Raw genomic sequence first — 14,596 nt, 5'->3', positions numbered from 1 at the left:
CCTCAGAACTTCAGATCAATGATTTTGCGCATCCACAGGCTGCCAATCGTCATCAGCACAGCCGACGCACCGATCATGCCCCAACCGAGCGGGTGCGTGAACATCGAATTCATGTACCCGGGACTCACAGTCATCAGCATCAGCACGATGCCAAAGGGCATGGCGATGAGGATGTACGCCGAGAATTTCCCCTCTGCGGCAAGGGACTTGATGTGCCCCTTGATTTCGGAACGCTCCCGGATTGTCTCATTCACCTGGTCCAGCACCTCCGCCAGGTTGCCGCCCACTTCGCGGTTGATCTGGATGGCCTGGGCTATCCAAACGAAGTCTTCGTTCCGCATGCGCTCAGAGGTGTCAGTCAGTGAGGCGAGCAGGTCACGGCCAAGGCTCGTCTCGGTGATGACGCGCCGCATCTCCTCCGATGTGGGGCTCTGGGATTCAGCGGCTGCGGCGTCGATGGCCCGGAGGATGCTGTGGCCTGCCCGAAGGCCGCCCGAGAGCAGCTGCAGGGTGTCGCCCAGTTGTTCATCGAACTTGGCGCGCCGTCTGCCGGCACGGAAGCCCAGCACCAGGTGGCCCACGAACGGCGCCAGGACAACGAGCAGGACGGAGATAGCAGGAATACCCATGACGAGCCCAACCAGAGCGCCCACGGCGGCGCCGGCGATGACCAGCACCATGTATTCAGTCTGGCTGAAGCGTACGCCGGCATTTTCAAGAGCGTCGCGGTTGAATAGACGGATGTTCCTGGTGCCCAGGAATCGTCCCAGGCCACCCACTGTGGCATCTGCGAGACGGGTTAGGCGCGACGGCGGGTCCGCCTCGTAGGGGCGGCGCCGGTCCAGGGCGATGTCGGGGGTGCGTGGGAGTACCAGCGCCACGCCCAGCATGATGGGGGCGAGGAACAGTAATGCGGCTCCAAGAATGATTAGCATCGTCCTAGGCCTTTCCGGTGCCCGTTGGGCTCGTCGCAGCGGGGCCCGGCCCGGCCGACGTGGCGAAAACGGCCGGCGACACGTGGATCCCGAGGTCCTCGAACCGGTCGATGAACCGCGGCCGGATGCCGGTGGCAACGGGCTTGCCCAGAAAGCGCCCGTGTTGGTCAACGCCCGCGGAATAGTCGAAGACGAAGGCGTCCTGGAGGGTGACGATGTCCCCTTCCATGCCTTGGACCTCGGTGACGTGGGTGATCCGCCGGGAACCGTCACGGAGCCTGGAGATCTGGACGATAAGGTTCACGGCAGAGGCGATCTGCTCCCGGATGGCCCGCAGTGGCAAGTCCATCCCGGCCATGAGCACCAGCGTTTCCAGACGGGCAACAGCGTCGCGTGGAGAATTGGAGTGGACCGTGGAGAGGGAACCGTCGTGGCCGGTATTCATAGCCTGGAGCATGTCCAACGATTCGCCGCCACGGACCTCGCCTACCACAATCCGGTCCGGCCGCATACGGAGGGAGTTGCGGAGCAATTCGCGGATGGTCACTTCGCCCTTGCCTTCAGTATTGGGCGGGCGGCTTTCGAGCCTGACCACGTGGTCCTGCTGGATTTGCAGTTCCACGGCGTCCTCGATGGTGACGATTCGTTCGTCCGAGGGCAGGAAGGAGGAGAGCACATTGAGGAGTGTGGTCTTGCCGGTGCCCGTACCGCCGGACACGATGATGTTGAGTTTGGCTTTGACGCAAGCATTAAGCAGCTCGGCCATCTCCGGCGTCAAGGTTCCGAAATCGATCAGGTTCCGCACCGTCAGCGGAGTCTTGCTGAACTTTCGGATGGTCAGCGATGAGCCGCCCACCGCCAGGGGCGGAATGACGGCGTTGACACGCGAACCGTCTTCGAGGCGCGCATCCACCAGGGGAGAGGACTCGTCGATGCGGCGGCCCACCTTGGACACAATGCGTTCAATAACCTTGCGAAGGTGCTGCTCGGAACTGAAGCGGGTGTCCGCGAGCGTGAGGTGGCCCTTACGTTCGACGTAGATCTGGTCCATGCGGTTGACCATGATTTCCGTGACGGCGGGGTCATCCAGCAGCCGCTGCAGCGGACCGTAACCGAGGACGTCGTCGGCGACGTCCTGCACAAGGCGCGTCCGCTCCTCGGCAGACAGCGGAACCTGCTCGGCATCAATGATGCGGGTCAGTTCTTCCCGTGCCGAGGTTTTCAGTTCGTGTTCGGTGATCCCGGAGTCGTTGAACCGCGCACCCAGGCGCTCGAACAGAGCGGTGGCGGCTCTTTCCTTGAGCGCGGCGAAAACGTCCACGGGCTGGAGAGGTTTTGGCCGTGCCTCTTCCGGATGTGCGTGGGCAGGAACGACGGCGGCAGGCGGTGCCGCCGTCGTCGTTCCTTGTCCGGGGGGCTGTTCCAACCAGTGCACGCGCTGGGTGGGGATTTCGGGGCGAGGCTTAGGGAGCGAAGGCGCTGACGCCTTCGCGGATGCAGGCTGGGTTTTGGCTTGGGCGGCGCTGATGCGCTCTGAGAGTTTCATTTAGACCACTACCCTTCGGTGCAGTTTGCGCTGCGATTTTGCCCGCCACGCCGGATTGAAGCGTTCTACGAGCTGGTTGAGGCCCTTGGTTGCCGGATCCTTCACAGTCTCCTGGAGCACAGGGACCCCGCGGTTGGTGGACAGGGCCACCGCACGGGAACGAGGGATACTCACGTCAACGGGCGCACCGATGGTGGATTCGAGGTCCTGGACCGTGAGTCCTGTCTTGGAGTCGGCCATGTTCAGCACCACGTGCCGCGTCTCCGGGAGGATATCCAGCTGGCGCAGGACATCCAGCCCCGAGCGCAATCCACGGACGCTCGGAATGTCCATGCCGCTGACCCACACCACATCGGTGCACTTTTCCATGGCTGCGAGCCCTATTTCCGGCAGCCCTGGCGCCGTGTCCACCACAACGTACTGGAACTGCTCTGACAGCTGTTCGATCAGCCGGCCGATCTGGTCCGGGGTGATCTCGTCTGCGTCCACGGGCGTTGTGGGAGCGCAAAGCGCATAGATGCTGCCCGGATGGACCGTGAGGAAGGCCTTGAGGACCAGGGAATCCTGGCTCGCGGCCGGAGACACCGCATCCGTCACGGTGTGCTCGGGGTCCAAGTACAGCCCTGAGGCAACGTCCCCAAACTGGAGATCCAGGTCAACAATCACAACGCCCATGGGAGCGATCTTGCCCAGCCCGATGGCGATGTTTGTGGCGATGGTGGTTTTGCCTACGCCGCCCTTGGGCGAGAACACGCCGATGATCAGGCCCTTGTTGCTCTCAGCGACCTGCTGCGGCGCAAGTATGCGGTGGCGGCTGGCGTAGGACTGACTGGCGCGCTCCAGGAGGACCCGCAGTTGAGCGGCGTCCGAACCGGGGGCGGCGATGTCGGTGATGCCTGCCCGCATTGCATGCAGGAGGAATTCGGGTTCGGGTTCGGCGACCACAATCACGGCGAGCTCCGGGAAGCCGACTTTCAGAACTGTCGCGAAACGTAGTGCCTCGTCCAAAGGAACCTCGGGTCCCAGGATCAGGACCTCCGGCTGCTCCTGGTCCAGGCTCTCGAAGAGCTGGTGCGGGTCAGCGGGGAGCAAACTCGTGGCGAAGGTTTGCACGCCACCGTGTAGGCCGCCCGCCACCGCCTCACGGAGGCGGGAGTCGAAGCCGGTGTCGGGGGTGATAAGGACGAAGCGGCTCACTTGTACAGGTCCTGCCGGGTCATGACGCGCGGCCCGCTGTCCTGGGCGTCGACTGGTTCACGGCTAAGCCAGAGGGAAGCGTATTCTGCAGCGAAAACGATCTTGTCCGAGTTCACGTCGTTGACGGCTACCGTGACCATCAGCATGCCCGTAGGTAGGTTGATGTCCTTGGGATCCGGCTGGGCGGCATCGGTTGCTTGGGCGGAAGGCTTGGCCGCTGTTGCTTCCGGCGCGCGCTGGACTGCCGTCACCAAAGCCTTGTGGATGGACAGCTGGACAGTTTCCTTGTCCGGCTTCGCATCAAGGCCGCCGTTGGGCAGGGAGATGAAGATGCCCACAGTGTCGCCGGGAGCGAGTCGGCCACCTACAACGCGCTGAGGTTCAAGCTGGAAAGTGACTTCCTGCAGGCCTGCAGGCACCGGCACGGAGCCTGAGGTCTTCAGTTCTTCGGGGGAGACGAGGCGTTCGGCCAGAAGTTGCTCACCGGGGACAAGATCCGCCGAAGTGACCTTTCCGGCAGACCCGTCAAGGGTGTTCAAGGCGGTCCTTGCGACGGCGGTGCCCGGCAACTGCTGAAGCGCCACGGATGCCTTCAAGGTTTCGACCGACGAGCCGGCAGGCACCGCTTTGTTGACCATCAGGACTCCCACGGGCTCAAGGTTCGCGACTGCCCGCTGGTCTGCACCCTGGGCGTAGGTCACCACTATGACCGCGCCGACAATGGCAAGCAGTACCGCCACTACGCCGGCCAACAAACGGGACTTCACTGGTTGCTCCTGGAGAGTTCGAAGATCATGGGTTGCCCGGGCTAGCGGAGTTCGACGACGGTTGCGCCGTCGGGGTTGACGTCACCGAGGGTGTAGCCCTTCGCGAGGGAAACATATTTGACGAATGTTCCGATGATGCCCCGGCAAGGCTCCCGGCACTCAAGTGCGGCCGGGACGTCGGGTGTTCGGTTGCGGAAAGTGTAGGGGAGTCCAGTGTTGCCGACCTTCCAGCCGGCTACCTTGAAGGCGGCGAATGTTGTGAGCCCGAAGACAGCATTTGTTCCCGTGCCGGTGACTGTATTAAAAATAGGGAGCAAGATGATGACGTCCCTGCCTGCGTTCATGTCCGTCGCCCAAGAGTTCAGGGTGTCCTCACAGTGCGGCGGGGCATTGTTACCTGTGTCGCCGTTGGCCTGGGCTGTTGCGATGTCTATAACAGCTCCGCATGAATTGGCGTCTTGCTGGAGGCCGCCGAACCCGCCTTCAACGGCTGCCCCGGACGGCCCGTAGAAACAGCCGGCATTTGCCCCCGTTCCATGAAGGCGAAGGAGTTGCATTAAGTCTGTCTTGCCGCGGACTTGACAGATGGAAACGGTAATAGGAAAGGCGGTCGGTCCCTTTACCGGGCTACCCCAACCAACTGTTGACGGTGCGTTTACCTCGGTGGTGTTGAAGCCCAGGGCGCGGGCAAAGAAGAGAGACACCTGGTTCGGGGCGTGGTCGGCCTCCTGCGAGCCAACGGTTGCCGTCACGGTGCGGCCGGTCTCGTCGAGCACTATGGACTTCATATTGCTCAGGCCGTCAGTCGCGTTGCTGTTGGCCAAACTTCTTGCGAGTGGCGAAGTGTCTGAGCAGTCGGGGTCGCTGGCGTTTTTCGCGCATTTTTGGGCCACCGCGAGGGCAGCAGCGTCCGCTCCGTTTCGGAGTTGAGCACGCTCTGAATACATCATGGCGACATCTACGGCTATGGCTCCGAAACCCAGAAAAGCCACAAGCATAATGGCGACGATCACACTCACCATACCGCGTTCGCCGTCGTGATCTGTCTTCGCCGGTGTCAGCCGCCGCATAGCATGGCTCCTCTGCCGGTCATCGTGAACGGGCCAGCAATGCCCGTCATGGTGGACAGCGAATATGTGATGGTGATGGTGGCCTGCGGACTTGTCCCGGTGCTGACCGTTGAAGGGCACGGTGCCCCAAAGATTATGTTTGTGTCCTGCAAGCCGGGCTGTAGGGAGACCGCTGCGTTCTTGGCTGCCGAACGTGCCGGCGCCTCGAGGCCGGTGATGGCCATCACGCGCACACCTTCGCGCGCAGCTGCCGAAAGTGAGGCCTGCGCGTTGTAGGCCCTGCTGAACTCCATAATGCCAAGCAACAGCATGACCAAAACTGGCGCAAGAAGCGCAAACTCAACTGCGACCGCACCGCGTTCGGATCTTTCAGTCACGACCGGCCTCTCAACAGAATCGGTAGACAGTATGACGGAGTGGTGCTGGCTGACCGCCATCACCACTCCGTCTGGTCAGGCTATGGATAAAGAAGCCGAGGTGCGACTAGGAGCAAGTGTGCGCCGTGTCGCTCCAAGTTCCGGCGGGACTCTTCAGGTTCACGCAAGCAATCTTGCCGAACAGGTTGGTCAGATTGCCACCGAGAAGCGTGACAGCGACGATGATGGCCACCGCGATGAGGGCAACCATGATGCCGTATTCGACGGCGGTGGCGCCCTTTTCTTCCTGGAGGCGGTTCTTGATCATGAAACCGAAAGTCTGAAATTTGGCGATGAGAGAAAGCATTTTGAACTCCTGAGCGAGTGGGGGAAGCTGGCCCTGCACCAGCTCTGAAAAAAACATAGCAACGCTTGATGGCACATTGACCGGAATTTGCAGCATCCTGTGCTAAGCCTTCCCAAAGAGCCCTGTTCCTGCGCTTTTCCTTCGCTGGCACTGCGCCGGACCTTGGAATCCGAAACGTCCGGGCACACGAATGGACCCCCTCGGTTCTGGGTTCCGAGGGGGTCCGGTCTATGGGGCGCCACAGCGCGATGTGGTGCGAATCGGGTCCTAAAAAACGCCGGCGAAGTTCTTCATGACGTTGATTGCCGCCGGGCCAATGATCACGATGAAAAGCACCGGCAGAATGGAGAACATCAGCGGAAACAGAACCTTGACGGGCAGTTTCATGGCCTTTTCCTCAGCACGTTGCCGCCGCTTGATTCGCATTTGTTTTGCCTGCGTCCTGAGGACCTTTGCGATGGCGATGCCGTAGATGTCAGCCTGGACGACGGAACGGACGAAGGACCTCAGGTCGGGTACGTCGGTCCTTGTGGCCAGGGCCTCATAGGCTTCACGTCGGCTTCGGCCAACTTGCATGTCCTGGAGGGTTCGCATGAGCTCAAAAGCCAGTGGCCCTTTTCCATTTTGACCCGCCCGGGCCATGGCAGCTTCGAAACCCAAGCCGGCCTCAACCGAAATGAGCATCTGATCCAAGGTGTTGGGTAGTTCCAGTTCGATAGCTTTTTGGCGTTCCGCGCCCCTGCCGTGAACCAGGATGTCAGGGACGAAGTAGGCGAGGGCGGCCGCGAGCACCACGAACAGCGAGGCAGAGGGGGTCACATTGTTGCTGATGAAGAGGATTCCCAATACCGCGACGAGGAGCGCCAGGGCCGGTTTGGCGATCAGGAGGCGCGGGAGGGGCAGCTGCGCCGGGCGGCCGGCGCGGGCAAGGAGCTTATCCAGCCAAGCAACATAGCCCTTTGGTGTGACCCTCATTCCGAGGGGGACTGTCGGTTTGGAATCAGACTGCCCGGAAACGATTGCCCCGGGCACTCCGCTGTCGATCAGGCGGATACCCTTTCCAAGGTTGCTGCGGACGGCCGCGACGCCCCGGCGGTCCACGGAGAGGAACGACCACGCCAGGAAGGAAACGGGGAACACTATGAGGCCAACGATTAGCCAAGCCATGGTTGTCATTCATTCCTCCTAGAACTTGATCTTGACGACGCGGCTCAACCAGAACGACCCAAGGCCCAGCAGTACTACGGCGACGCCAAGCAAAATCCAGCCGATCAAATTGGTGTAGAGCGTGGCGATGTAGGAGCTGTTGACCACCGACATGTAAAGGAACATGCCGATCGGCAAAGCGACGAGTATGTAAGCGGACAATTTGCCTTCGGCGCTGAGGGCCTTGACTTGGCCCTTGATCTGGCTTCGTTCCCTGATGGTTTCCCCGACTTGGTCAAGGACTTCAGCTAAGTCGCCGCCCACTTCGCGGTGGATTTCGATTGCCTGTCCTACCCATTCAAAGTCCTCGCTGCGCAGCCGATGTGCGGCGTCGAGCATCGAGTCCCTGAGGTCCCGGCCAAGCCTGTTTTCGTTGACCAGCCTGGCAAACTCTTCGGAGGTGGGAGCGTCCGCCTCCTTGGCCACCGCGTCAACAGAACGCAGGAGGCTGTGGCCGGCACGCAGGCCGCCTGAGAGCATCTGCAGGGTGTCACCCAGCTGAGCCTCAAACTTGGCACGACGTCGGGCGGACAGCACGTTCAAGACCACCATGGCCAAAAGGGGTGTCGCCACAACGAAGAGAACCCCCGGCAGCAGCCCCCCAAGGATGAAGCCAACGAACCCGGCCGTGACAGCGCTGCAGGCTACGAGCAACAGAAAGTCTGCCTGGCGCATTTTCAGGCCGGCCTGTTCCAAAGATGCCCTGCTGCCGAACCGAGCGTTCTTACTGACGTTCCGTTCCAAGAAAGACGTAGCCGAATCCGTGGCCCGCGTCAGCAGGGTGGGGCCATTGACCACGCCGGGGCGTCGCCGGGAAATTGCAATTTCTCCTCGGGCGCTTTTGAACGTGACCAGGAAAAGTACAGCCCCCGCAGCCAAGCAGAGTGTGACTCCCAGAGCAAGGAATACCGGGTTTGTAACGGTCACCTGAAGCCACCGCCCACCGGGGAAGAACCGAAAACAGCGGGAGACAGTGGAATGCCCAGCTCAGCGAAGTGATCCACGAAGCGCGGACGAACCCCTGTTGGTACCGGGCGGCCCAAGAACTTCCCGTTGGCGTCCACTCCCGCGCTGTAATCAAAGACAAAGGCGTCCTGAAGGGTGACAATGTCCCCTTCCATGCCTTGGACTTCGGTCACGTGAGTGATCCGTCGGGAGCCATCCCGAAGCCTGGAAATGTGAACAATAAGGTTCACCGCGGAAGCAATCTGCTCGCGGATCGCACGGAGCGGAAGATCCATGCCTGCCATGAGGACCAGAGTCTCGAGCCTGGAGATCGCGTCCCGGGGCGAGTTAGCGTGGACAGTGGAAATCGAGCCGTCGTGGCCGGTGTTCATAGCTTGCAGCATGTCCAGGGATTCCCCGCCACGGACTTCGCCGATCACAATCCGATCAGGTCGCATTCGCAATGCATTGCGCACCAAATCCCTGATGGTGATCTCGCCTTTGCCCTCGATGTTTTGCGGGCGGCTTTCCAGCCGGACAACGTGATCCTGCTGCAACTGAAGTTCCACCGCGTCTTCAATAGTGACAATTCGCTCGTCGGAAGGCAGGAAGGATGACAGGACATTGAGCATGGTCGTCTTACCTGTACCGGTGCCGCCGGAGACAATGATGTTCAGCCTTGCGCGGACACATGCGTGGAGCAGCTCCGCAATTTCCGGGGACATTGATCCCAGTGAAACGAGATTGTTGACGGTCAGCGGTACCTGGCCAAATTTGCGGATGGTCAGGGACGATCCGCTGACAGCCAGGGGTGGGATGATGGCGTTGACGCGGGAACCATCGCTCAGACGGGCATCCACCAGGGGCGAGGATTCATCGATTCGCCGGCCAACCTTCGTTACGATCCGTTCGATGACCTTGCGAAGATGGTCCTCATCGTTGAACCTTGATCCGGTAATCCCCAGCTTTCCTTGTCGTTCGACATAAATCTTGTCCGGGCCATTGACCATGATCTCGGTGATATCGCCGTCCTTGAGGAATTTCTCGAGGGGGCCGAGCCCCAGGACGTCGTCGATGATCTCCTGAACCAGGCGGTTGCGCTCGCTGAGCGTCAGTGGGATGTCTTCCTCTTCGATGATCTTTTTCAGCTCATCCTTGACGTACTGCTGCAGTTCGGCGTCGTCCATGGAAGAGTCCGTGATCCGGCTGCCCATGCGCTCATACAGTGCAATGCCCGCGCGGTCCTTGACAGCACTAAGGGCTTCATTGGGTTCGCTGGCGTAGCTTGGGGAGACCACAGAGTCGGCGGAAGGTGCCGCGTTCGGATGCCAAGAGCCTGCGGGTGACGAAACGGGGCCACCGTTTTTTGCCTCGTCGTTTCCCCGTGCTTCTTCTAACCTTCGTGCCAAAGTCACTGGACTACCGCCCTTCTGTGGAGCTTCTTGTGCTGTCTTTCCTTCCAATCCGGCTTGAGGCGGTCCACTAATTGCGCCAAACCGCGGGCGGCACCGTCCCGGCTGCCGTCTTGCAGAAGCGGGACTCCCTTGTTGGTGGAGAACGGAACGGCGCGGGACCGCGGAAGGACTACGTCCACCGGACAGCCGATGGTGGCCTCCACGTCCTGCACGGTCAAGCCGCTCCTGCGGTCCGCAAAATTAAGCAGGACGTGACGGTTCTCCGGCACAAGGCCCAACTCGTCGAGGATCCGAAAACCGGTTCGCAGGCCCCTGATACTGGGGATGTCCATGCCGCAGACCCAAACTGCATCGGTAGCACGATCCAACGTTGCGAGTACGTGCTCGCCCAAACCAGGAGCGGTGTCGACAACGACGTATTGAAACTCGCTGGCCAGTTGCGAGATGAGGTGTCCTACCTGATCTCCGGTGATTTGATCTGCCTGGGCCGGGTTCAGGGGGGCGCAGAGAGCATAGACTCCCGATGGATGCAGCGTTAGGTATGACTTCAGCACCATGCTGTCCTGGACCGCCGCGCCGATGACCGCATCAGCCAAGGTGCGTTCGGGCTCCAGCATGAGGCCGGAGGCCACATCACCGAATTGCAGGTCCAGGTCAACCACCACGACACCGGTCGGGGCAATTTTGCCCAAGCCCACGGCCAAGTTGGTGGTCACCGTGGTTTTGCCCACTCCGCCCTTGGGGGACATGACAGCGACGATACGTGTACCTGTGGGTGCCTCGGCTACAGATGCTCCCAGCCCGCGACGTCGTCCTGCGGATGCCAAGCTGGCCCTTTCCAACATCGCGCGGATGTCATCAACTCCGGCCTCTGGACTAAGCAGGTCACGAATGCCGGCGCGCATGGCGGGCAGGGCAACATCGGATCCGCCGTTGGTGACCAGGACTACGCTGATTTCCGGAAATTGGAGATCAAACAGACTTGCCAGCCGAATCGCGTCGTCCGTTGGAAGCTCGGGTCCAAGAAGGATCACTTCCGCCGGGTCTCCGTTGATTGCGCGAAGGATATCGTCCGGACTCGGTGGCAGGTAGTCTGTCTGGAGTGTTTGCAGTGTGCCGTGGAGCCCGCTCGTGGCCTGCTTCGTTTTTTGAACGAAGGCGTTGTCCGGTGTGATCAACACAAACCTGCTCATTTGATCAGCTCCACTTTCTTGATAATGGTCGGAGCGCTTTCGGTAGCCGAGGCCGGTTCCTTCGTGAGCCAGAGCTTTCCAAACTCTGCGGCGAAGGCGATTTTTTGAGCGTCGGTGTCGTTTCGTGCGAAAGTGACCAGCAACTGGCCGGATGGCAGCTGAGTGTTTGCCTGCTCGCTGGAGGCCTCTTGATTGCCGGCAGAACCTTGAGCAGCAGCACGCTGGACGCTGGTGACCAGTACCTTGTGGAAGATCTGCTGGGCAGTTCCGCCGTCCGCGTTATCGCCGGCGAACAAGGCGACGACGCCGACAGTGTCGCCGGCCGCGATTCGTCCGCCGACCACCCGCTGTGCGTCGAGCTGCACTGAGATCTCCTGCATGCCGGGGGGCACGGGGACAGATCCTGGGGCTGCCAGGCTTGTCGGGTCAACGAGGCGGACTCCGAGAAGGGGTTCTCCGGGGACCAGCTCGGCGGATGTTACTTTCCCATCGAGACCATCGAGGCTTTTCAGCGCTCCGTTCGGTACTGAAGCGGAGGGAAGGGAAGTGAGCTTTACTGCAGACTTGACCTGGTCCAGGCTTGATCCTTGCGGAATCTGCTTTTCGACCACCAGAACATCGATCGGTTGCAGGTCTGCTTGGGCCCTGGCTTCAGAACCTTGGACGTATGAGACTAAAAGCAATGTGCCAACTATTGCGAGCACAAGCGCTACGATGCCTCCCAGAAGGCGAGTTTTCACTTGTTATCTCCTTTGGTTATTCATTCGTGAAGCTGGCTGCTCCAGCCTCACCTGCTAAAGATCGATCTACTTAGTGAGTTGGGCGCCGGTTAGGCCGTATGTAGTTGGGCCCCCAAGCGTCATGGCCTCAGCAAGGGAAACCTTTTTGATGAAGCGACCGAAAATGCCGTTGTCACTGTTCTTGAGCTTGAGATCCTTGGACAAGTTTTTGGCTTCCGTGGTCATGAAGTCTTCGGGGAGAGTGCTGCCGCCCGCAAGGTTCCAGCCGCGAAGTGAAATCTGAGCGAATGCCTCTATATGGAACTCGGCGTTACTTCCTGTTCCGCGCGCATCGTCGAAAATTGGAATGAGGATTTCGACTGTTTTGGAGGGGTCACTAAGTGTCGCCCCCCACTTGTTCATTGTTGCCGCACAATCGGCGTCGTAATCAGAGCCCGCGTTGGTGCCTACCCATGGGTCAGCAATATTTACGTAGGCACTGCAGGTCCCGGAGGGGTGGTCAAGCCAGCCGAAGCCGCCAGGTATTTCAAGCCCAGAGGACGAGGTCGTTGTGCATTCATAGGCAGGGTCGGAAGAAAGTGCGTCGCCGTGGGACGGAAAGAACTGCAAGTCCTTGGTGAACCCGGGATCAGACTCACACTTGGAGAAACCGAGCGGTATCACATTGCCGGCAGAGAAGCCGCCATACTTCGCCTGGGCGGTGGCCCGGATGTCAGATGTTTGGATGCCGAGCGCGCGGGCGAAGACAAGGGAAAAGTGGTTGTTGCCCGACGTGTCCTGTGCCTGTGTAGTCACATCGACCAGGCCGGATGAGACTGTCGCACTGATGACGTTTGAATGGGAATCCAGAGCATTCACATTTGCCAGTGCCGACGCTTCGGTAACGGGGGAGGAACAGGCAGCAGATGCCGGCGAGATCAGGCATCCCTGAGCGATTCCGAGTGCTGCCGCGTCCGCGCCGTTTTGAAGTTGGGCGTGCTCCGAGTACATCATCGAGACGTCCACTGCGAAGGCCGTCAGGCCTAGTAAAGCGACCATGCTTAGGGCTGCTACCGGGGCGATGACCCCGCGTTCATTATGTTTCGTCTTTAACCGCCGCATCGCATTACGCCTTTCCCTTGAATCGAGAGAGTGGCAGGCATTCCCGGTATAAGAGCGGGGAAACCTGTCATCCAGGGAGTTGAATAAGTCACGGTCGCCACAGCGTTTCCGGTTGTGCTGCAACTGGCTCCCGTGGTAAATGCGATGCCAATATCCGAGGCGGACAGACCGACCGACGGGGCCGCGGCTACTCCTGCAGCCTGTGCGCTAGAGGCTGAATAGCTGGACTCGGCGTTGTGAATGGCTGCATAGCGGGCTGCCTCGCGAGCGGCTTCACTTAGCGAAACCTGAATGTTAAATGCCCGCCCCATTTCAGCGATTCCCAGGACTAGGACCAGGAAGATCGGGAGGATAAGCGCGAATTCCACAGCTACGGCACCGGCCTCCCGCGTATTTCGGGAGCACTGCCTCGGCTGGTTATGTTTTTGCTTCATGTTGTGACCCGAGTTCTAAGAAGACCGGTTTACTGGAGCTGCCGGCCGAGCTATGGGTGATGATGAGGCGACAGGTGACTCGTCGCAGGGGACGAGCTGCACCTTAGCTTTGAATGCCAAGGGCGGGACGGGAACTAGCGAGCATTTGCTCAACCTCCCGCCCCGCCCCTGACTTCGGATACGCCTGCGCAGCTAGATCGCAGTGTTCACAGCGGTGAAGGCGTCATTTATCTTGCCTCCGAGCAGTCCAACAACAACCACAATGACTGCGGCAATGAGGGCTACCAGCAGCCCATACTCAACGGCCGTGGCTCCCTTTTCAGAGGTGAAGCGGATTTTGGCGCCGGCGATGAAGCCCATTACCGGAATCATAATCAGTGACATGATGCCCCCCTTTTGCCTGGACCCTGAAGCGGTTGTTTGGAGCATCAGATGGCCGTGTTGATTTTGGTGAATGCAGCGTTGATGTTCGTACCGAGCGCGGCTACGACTACCACGATGACGGCGGCGATCAATGCGACAAGGAGGCCGTACTCAACGGCGGTTGCGCCCTTTTCGGAAGTGAAGCGATCCTTGACGCCGGCGACGAAAGCCATCATCGAGACCATGAGAGAAGTCATTGTATTTTCCTTAATTCGGTGAAATTGGTTGATTTTCTATTCCAACGAATTTCCAGCTGCCCCCATAGATCCTTAGCGGCTGGACTTCGCTAAGAAGAGATTGTCATTTAGGGGCATGGGGCAACAATGCGTAGTCGTACTCGTCTTTTTGGGCGTCTCTAATAACCGCGTACTTGGATCGTGGGAGAGGTACTCAAGAGCGCTAGGCGGGTACGCCGCAGGCTACTTGGATGGCCCCGGCTGTAGGCGAGGAGCAGGTCGAGTATGGGCTGACGGAAGGCTAGCGGAGGAGGACCGCTGCGGCCACCGTTGCAGCTATCATTGCGGGGCCATGGGCTACTTCCGAGGCGCGATTGCGGCGTTTTACCAGGACTACCGCCACTGACACCACGCCGTTGAGGATGAAACCCAGGAGGCCGCCGTACAGGAGCTGGCTCCAACCTAGGTACCCAAGGTAAAGGCCAACAGGAGCTGCAAGCTTGACGTCCCCCATTCCGAGGGCGCCAGGCGAAATTAGGGCCAAAATAAGGTAGCCCAAGAACAAAATGACCGCTCCTATCAGGGCGCGCAGTAGATTATCAGCTTGCTTGTTGAATAAAGCTGCGGCGGTAAGCGATAGGAACCCGCCGGCAAGCAGTGCAATAACCAGTGGATTTGGCAGCAGGTGCTCGGCGAAATCGATTCGAGCCAGCTGCACGCCCAAG

17 protein-coding genes are annotated in these 14,596 nt (G+C 60.1%); all 17 read right to left on the bottom strand.

The window, feature by feature from the left end:
* Positions 1–2 precede the first annotated feature (2 nt).
* Complete coding sequence (locus FBY33_RS19160) at positions 3–935, bottom strand: type II secretion system F family protein (protein ID WP_142031986.1); 933 nt, start codon at positions 933–935, stop codon at positions 3–5.
* 4 nt (positions 936–939) lie between these two features.
* Positions 940–2,481, bottom strand: coding sequence for a CpaF family protein (locus tag FBY33_RS19155; protein WP_142031984.1), 1,542 nt, complete (start codon positions 2,479–2,481; stop codon positions 940–942).
* Positions 2,482–3,678 (bottom strand): AAA family ATPase, encoded by a 1,197-nt coding sequence (locus FBY33_RS19150; RefSeq protein WP_142031983.1) that lies wholly within the window; start codon positions 3,676–3,678, stop codon positions 2,482–2,484.
* Positions 3,675–4,445: a Flp pilus assembly protein CpaB gene (gene cpaB / locus FBY33_RS19145; protein ID WP_142031981.1), complete on the bottom strand. Its 771-nt coding sequence runs from the start codon at positions 4,443–4,445 to the stop codon at positions 3,675–3,677. The genes FBY33_RS19150 and cpaB (FBY33_RS19145) overlap by 4 nt, the downstream gene beginning before the upstream one ends.
* Before the next feature lie 41 nt (positions 4,446–4,486).
* Positions 4,487–5,515 (bottom strand): pilus assembly protein TadG-related protein, encoded by a 1,029-nt coding sequence (locus FBY33_RS19140; protein ID WP_142031979.1) that lies wholly within the window; start codon positions 5,513–5,515, stop codon positions 4,487–4,489.
* Complete coding sequence (locus FBY33_RS19135; protein ID WP_142031978.1) at positions 5,503–5,892, bottom strand: TadE/TadG family type IV pilus assembly protein; 390 nt, start codon at positions 5,890–5,892, stop codon at positions 5,503–5,505. The genes FBY33_RS19140 and FBY33_RS19135 overlap by 13 nt, the downstream gene beginning before the upstream one ends.
* A 106-nt stretch (positions 5,893–5,998) precedes the next feature.
* Positions 5,999–6,334: a Flp family type IVb pilin gene (locus tag FBY33_RS19130; RefSeq protein ID WP_235010614.1), complete on the bottom strand. Its 336-nt coding sequence runs from the start codon at positions 6,332–6,334 to the stop codon at positions 5,999–6,001.
* Between the two features lie 171 nt (positions 6,335–6,505).
* Positions 6,506–7,414 carry a type II secretion system F family protein gene (locus FBY33_RS19125; RefSeq protein ID WP_142031976.1) on the bottom strand — a complete coding sequence of 303 codons (909 nt, stop codon included), beginning with the start codon at positions 7,412–7,414 and terminating at the stop codon, positions 6,506–6,508.
* A 9-nt stretch (positions 7,415–7,423) separates the two neighbouring features.
* Positions 7,424–8,371 (bottom strand): type II secretion system F family protein, encoded by a 948-nt coding sequence (locus tag FBY33_RS19120; RefSeq protein WP_142031975.1) that lies wholly within the window; start codon positions 8,369–8,371, stop codon positions 7,424–7,426.
* Positions 8,368–9,687, bottom strand: a complete 1,320-nt coding sequence (locus tag FBY33_RS19115; protein ID WP_442858356.1) for a CpaF family protein — start codon at positions 9,685–9,687, stop codon at positions 8,368–8,370. Before FBY33_RS19115 ends, FBY33_RS19120 begins: the two co-directional genes overlap by 4 nt.
* Before the next feature lie 113 nt (positions 9,688–9,800).
* On the bottom strand, positions 9,801–10,997 hold the full coding sequence (locus tag FBY33_RS19110; protein ID WP_142031972.1) for an AAA family ATPase: 1,197 nt from the start codon (positions 10,995–10,997) through the stop codon (positions 9,801–9,803).
* The gene (gene cpaB, locus FBY33_RS19105; protein WP_235010613.1) at positions 10,994–11,737 is read right to left on the bottom strand and encodes a Flp pilus assembly protein CpaB; all 744 of its coding nucleotides are present in this window, start codon (positions 11,735–11,737) and stop codon (positions 10,994–10,996) included. The genes FBY33_RS19110 and cpaB (FBY33_RS19105) overlap by 4 nt, the downstream gene beginning before the upstream one ends.
* A 66-nt stretch (positions 11,738–11,803) precedes the next feature.
* Positions 11,804–12,838, bottom strand: a complete 1,035-nt coding sequence (locus FBY33_RS19100) for a TadE/TadG family type IV pilus assembly protein (protein WP_142031970.1) — start codon at positions 12,836–12,838, stop codon at positions 11,804–11,806.
* The gene (locus FBY33_RS19095) at positions 12,826–13,272 is read right to left on the bottom strand and encodes a TadE/TadG family type IV pilus assembly protein (RefSeq protein ID WP_142031969.1); all 447 of its coding nucleotides are present in this window, start codon (positions 13,270–13,272) and stop codon (positions 12,826–12,828) included. The genes FBY33_RS19100 and FBY33_RS19095 overlap by 13 nt, the downstream gene beginning before the upstream one ends.
* A gap of 192 nt (positions 13,273–13,464) precedes the next feature.
* Complete coding sequence (locus FBY33_RS19090) at positions 13,465–13,656, bottom strand: Flp family type IVb pilin (protein ID WP_142031967.1); 192 nt, start codon at positions 13,654–13,656, stop codon at positions 13,465–13,467.
* 44 nt (positions 13,657–13,700) lie between these two features.
* Positions 13,701–13,892 carry a Flp family type IVb pilin gene (locus FBY33_RS19085; RefSeq protein ID WP_142031965.1) on the bottom strand — a complete coding sequence of 64 codons (192 nt, stop codon included), beginning with the start codon at positions 13,890–13,892 and terminating at the stop codon, positions 13,701–13,703.
* A gap of 280 nt (positions 13,893–14,172) precedes the next feature.
* Positions 14,173–14,595: an A24 family peptidase gene (locus FBY33_RS20885; protein WP_327436760.1), complete on the bottom strand. Its 423-nt coding sequence runs from the start codon at positions 14,593–14,595 to the stop codon at positions 14,173–14,175.
* Between the last annotated feature and the right edge of the window lies 1 nt (position 14,596).

The organism is Arthrobacter sp. SLBN-112, assembly GCF_006715225.1.
In the GTDB taxonomy this organism is placed as follows: Bacteria; Actinomycetota; Actinomycetes; order Actinomycetales; family Micrococcaceae; genus Arthrobacter.
The sequence above is the reverse complement of the archived record's forward strand: the minus strand, read 5'-3'. Positions and strand labels throughout refer to the sequence as shown.

What these genes read in the sequence shown, in the direction of transcription:
- FBY33_RS19160 (WP_142031986.1), bottom strand. Translation starts at nt 935, where the DNA reads ATGCTAATCATTCTTGGAGCCGCATTACTGTTCCTCGCCCCCATCATG.
- FBY33_RS19155 (WP_142031984.1), bottom strand. Translation starts at nt 2,481, where the DNA reads ATGAAACTCTCAGAGCGCATCAGCGCCGCCCAAGCCAAAACCCAGCCT.
- FBY33_RS19140 (WP_142031979.1), bottom strand. Translation starts at nt 5,515, where the DNA reads ATGCGGCGGCTGACACCGGCGAAGACAGATCACGACGGCGAACGCGGT.
- FBY33_RS19130 (WP_235010614.1), bottom strand. Translation starts at nt 6,334, where the DNA reads ATGCTGCAAATTCCGGTCAATGTGCCATCAAGCGTTGCTATGTTTTTT.
- FBY33_RS19125 (WP_142031976.1), bottom strand. Translation starts at nt 7,414, where the DNA reads ATGACAACCATGGCTTGGCTAATCGTTGGCCTCATAGTGTTCCCCGTT.
- FBY33_RS19110 (WP_142031972.1), bottom strand. Translation starts at nt 10,997, where the DNA reads ATGAGCAGGTTTGTGTTGATCACACCGGACAACGCCTTCGTTCAAAAA.
- FBY33_RS19100 (WP_142031970.1), bottom strand. Translation starts at nt 12,838, where the DNA reads ATGCGGCGGTTAAAGACGAAACATAATGAACGCGGGGTCATCGCCCCG.
- FBY33_RS19095 (WP_142031969.1), bottom strand. Translation starts at nt 13,272, where the DNA reads ATGAAGCAAAAACATAACCAGCCGAGGCAGTGCTCCCGAAATACGCGG.
- FBY33_RS19090 (WP_142031967.1), bottom strand. Translation starts at nt 13,656, where the DNA reads ATGTCACTGATTATGATTCCGGTAATGGGCTTCATCGCCGGCGCCAAA.
- FBY33_RS19085 (WP_142031965.1), bottom strand. Translation starts at nt 13,892, where the DNA reads ATGACTTCTCTCATGGTCTCGATGATGGCTTTCGTCGCCGGCGTCAAG.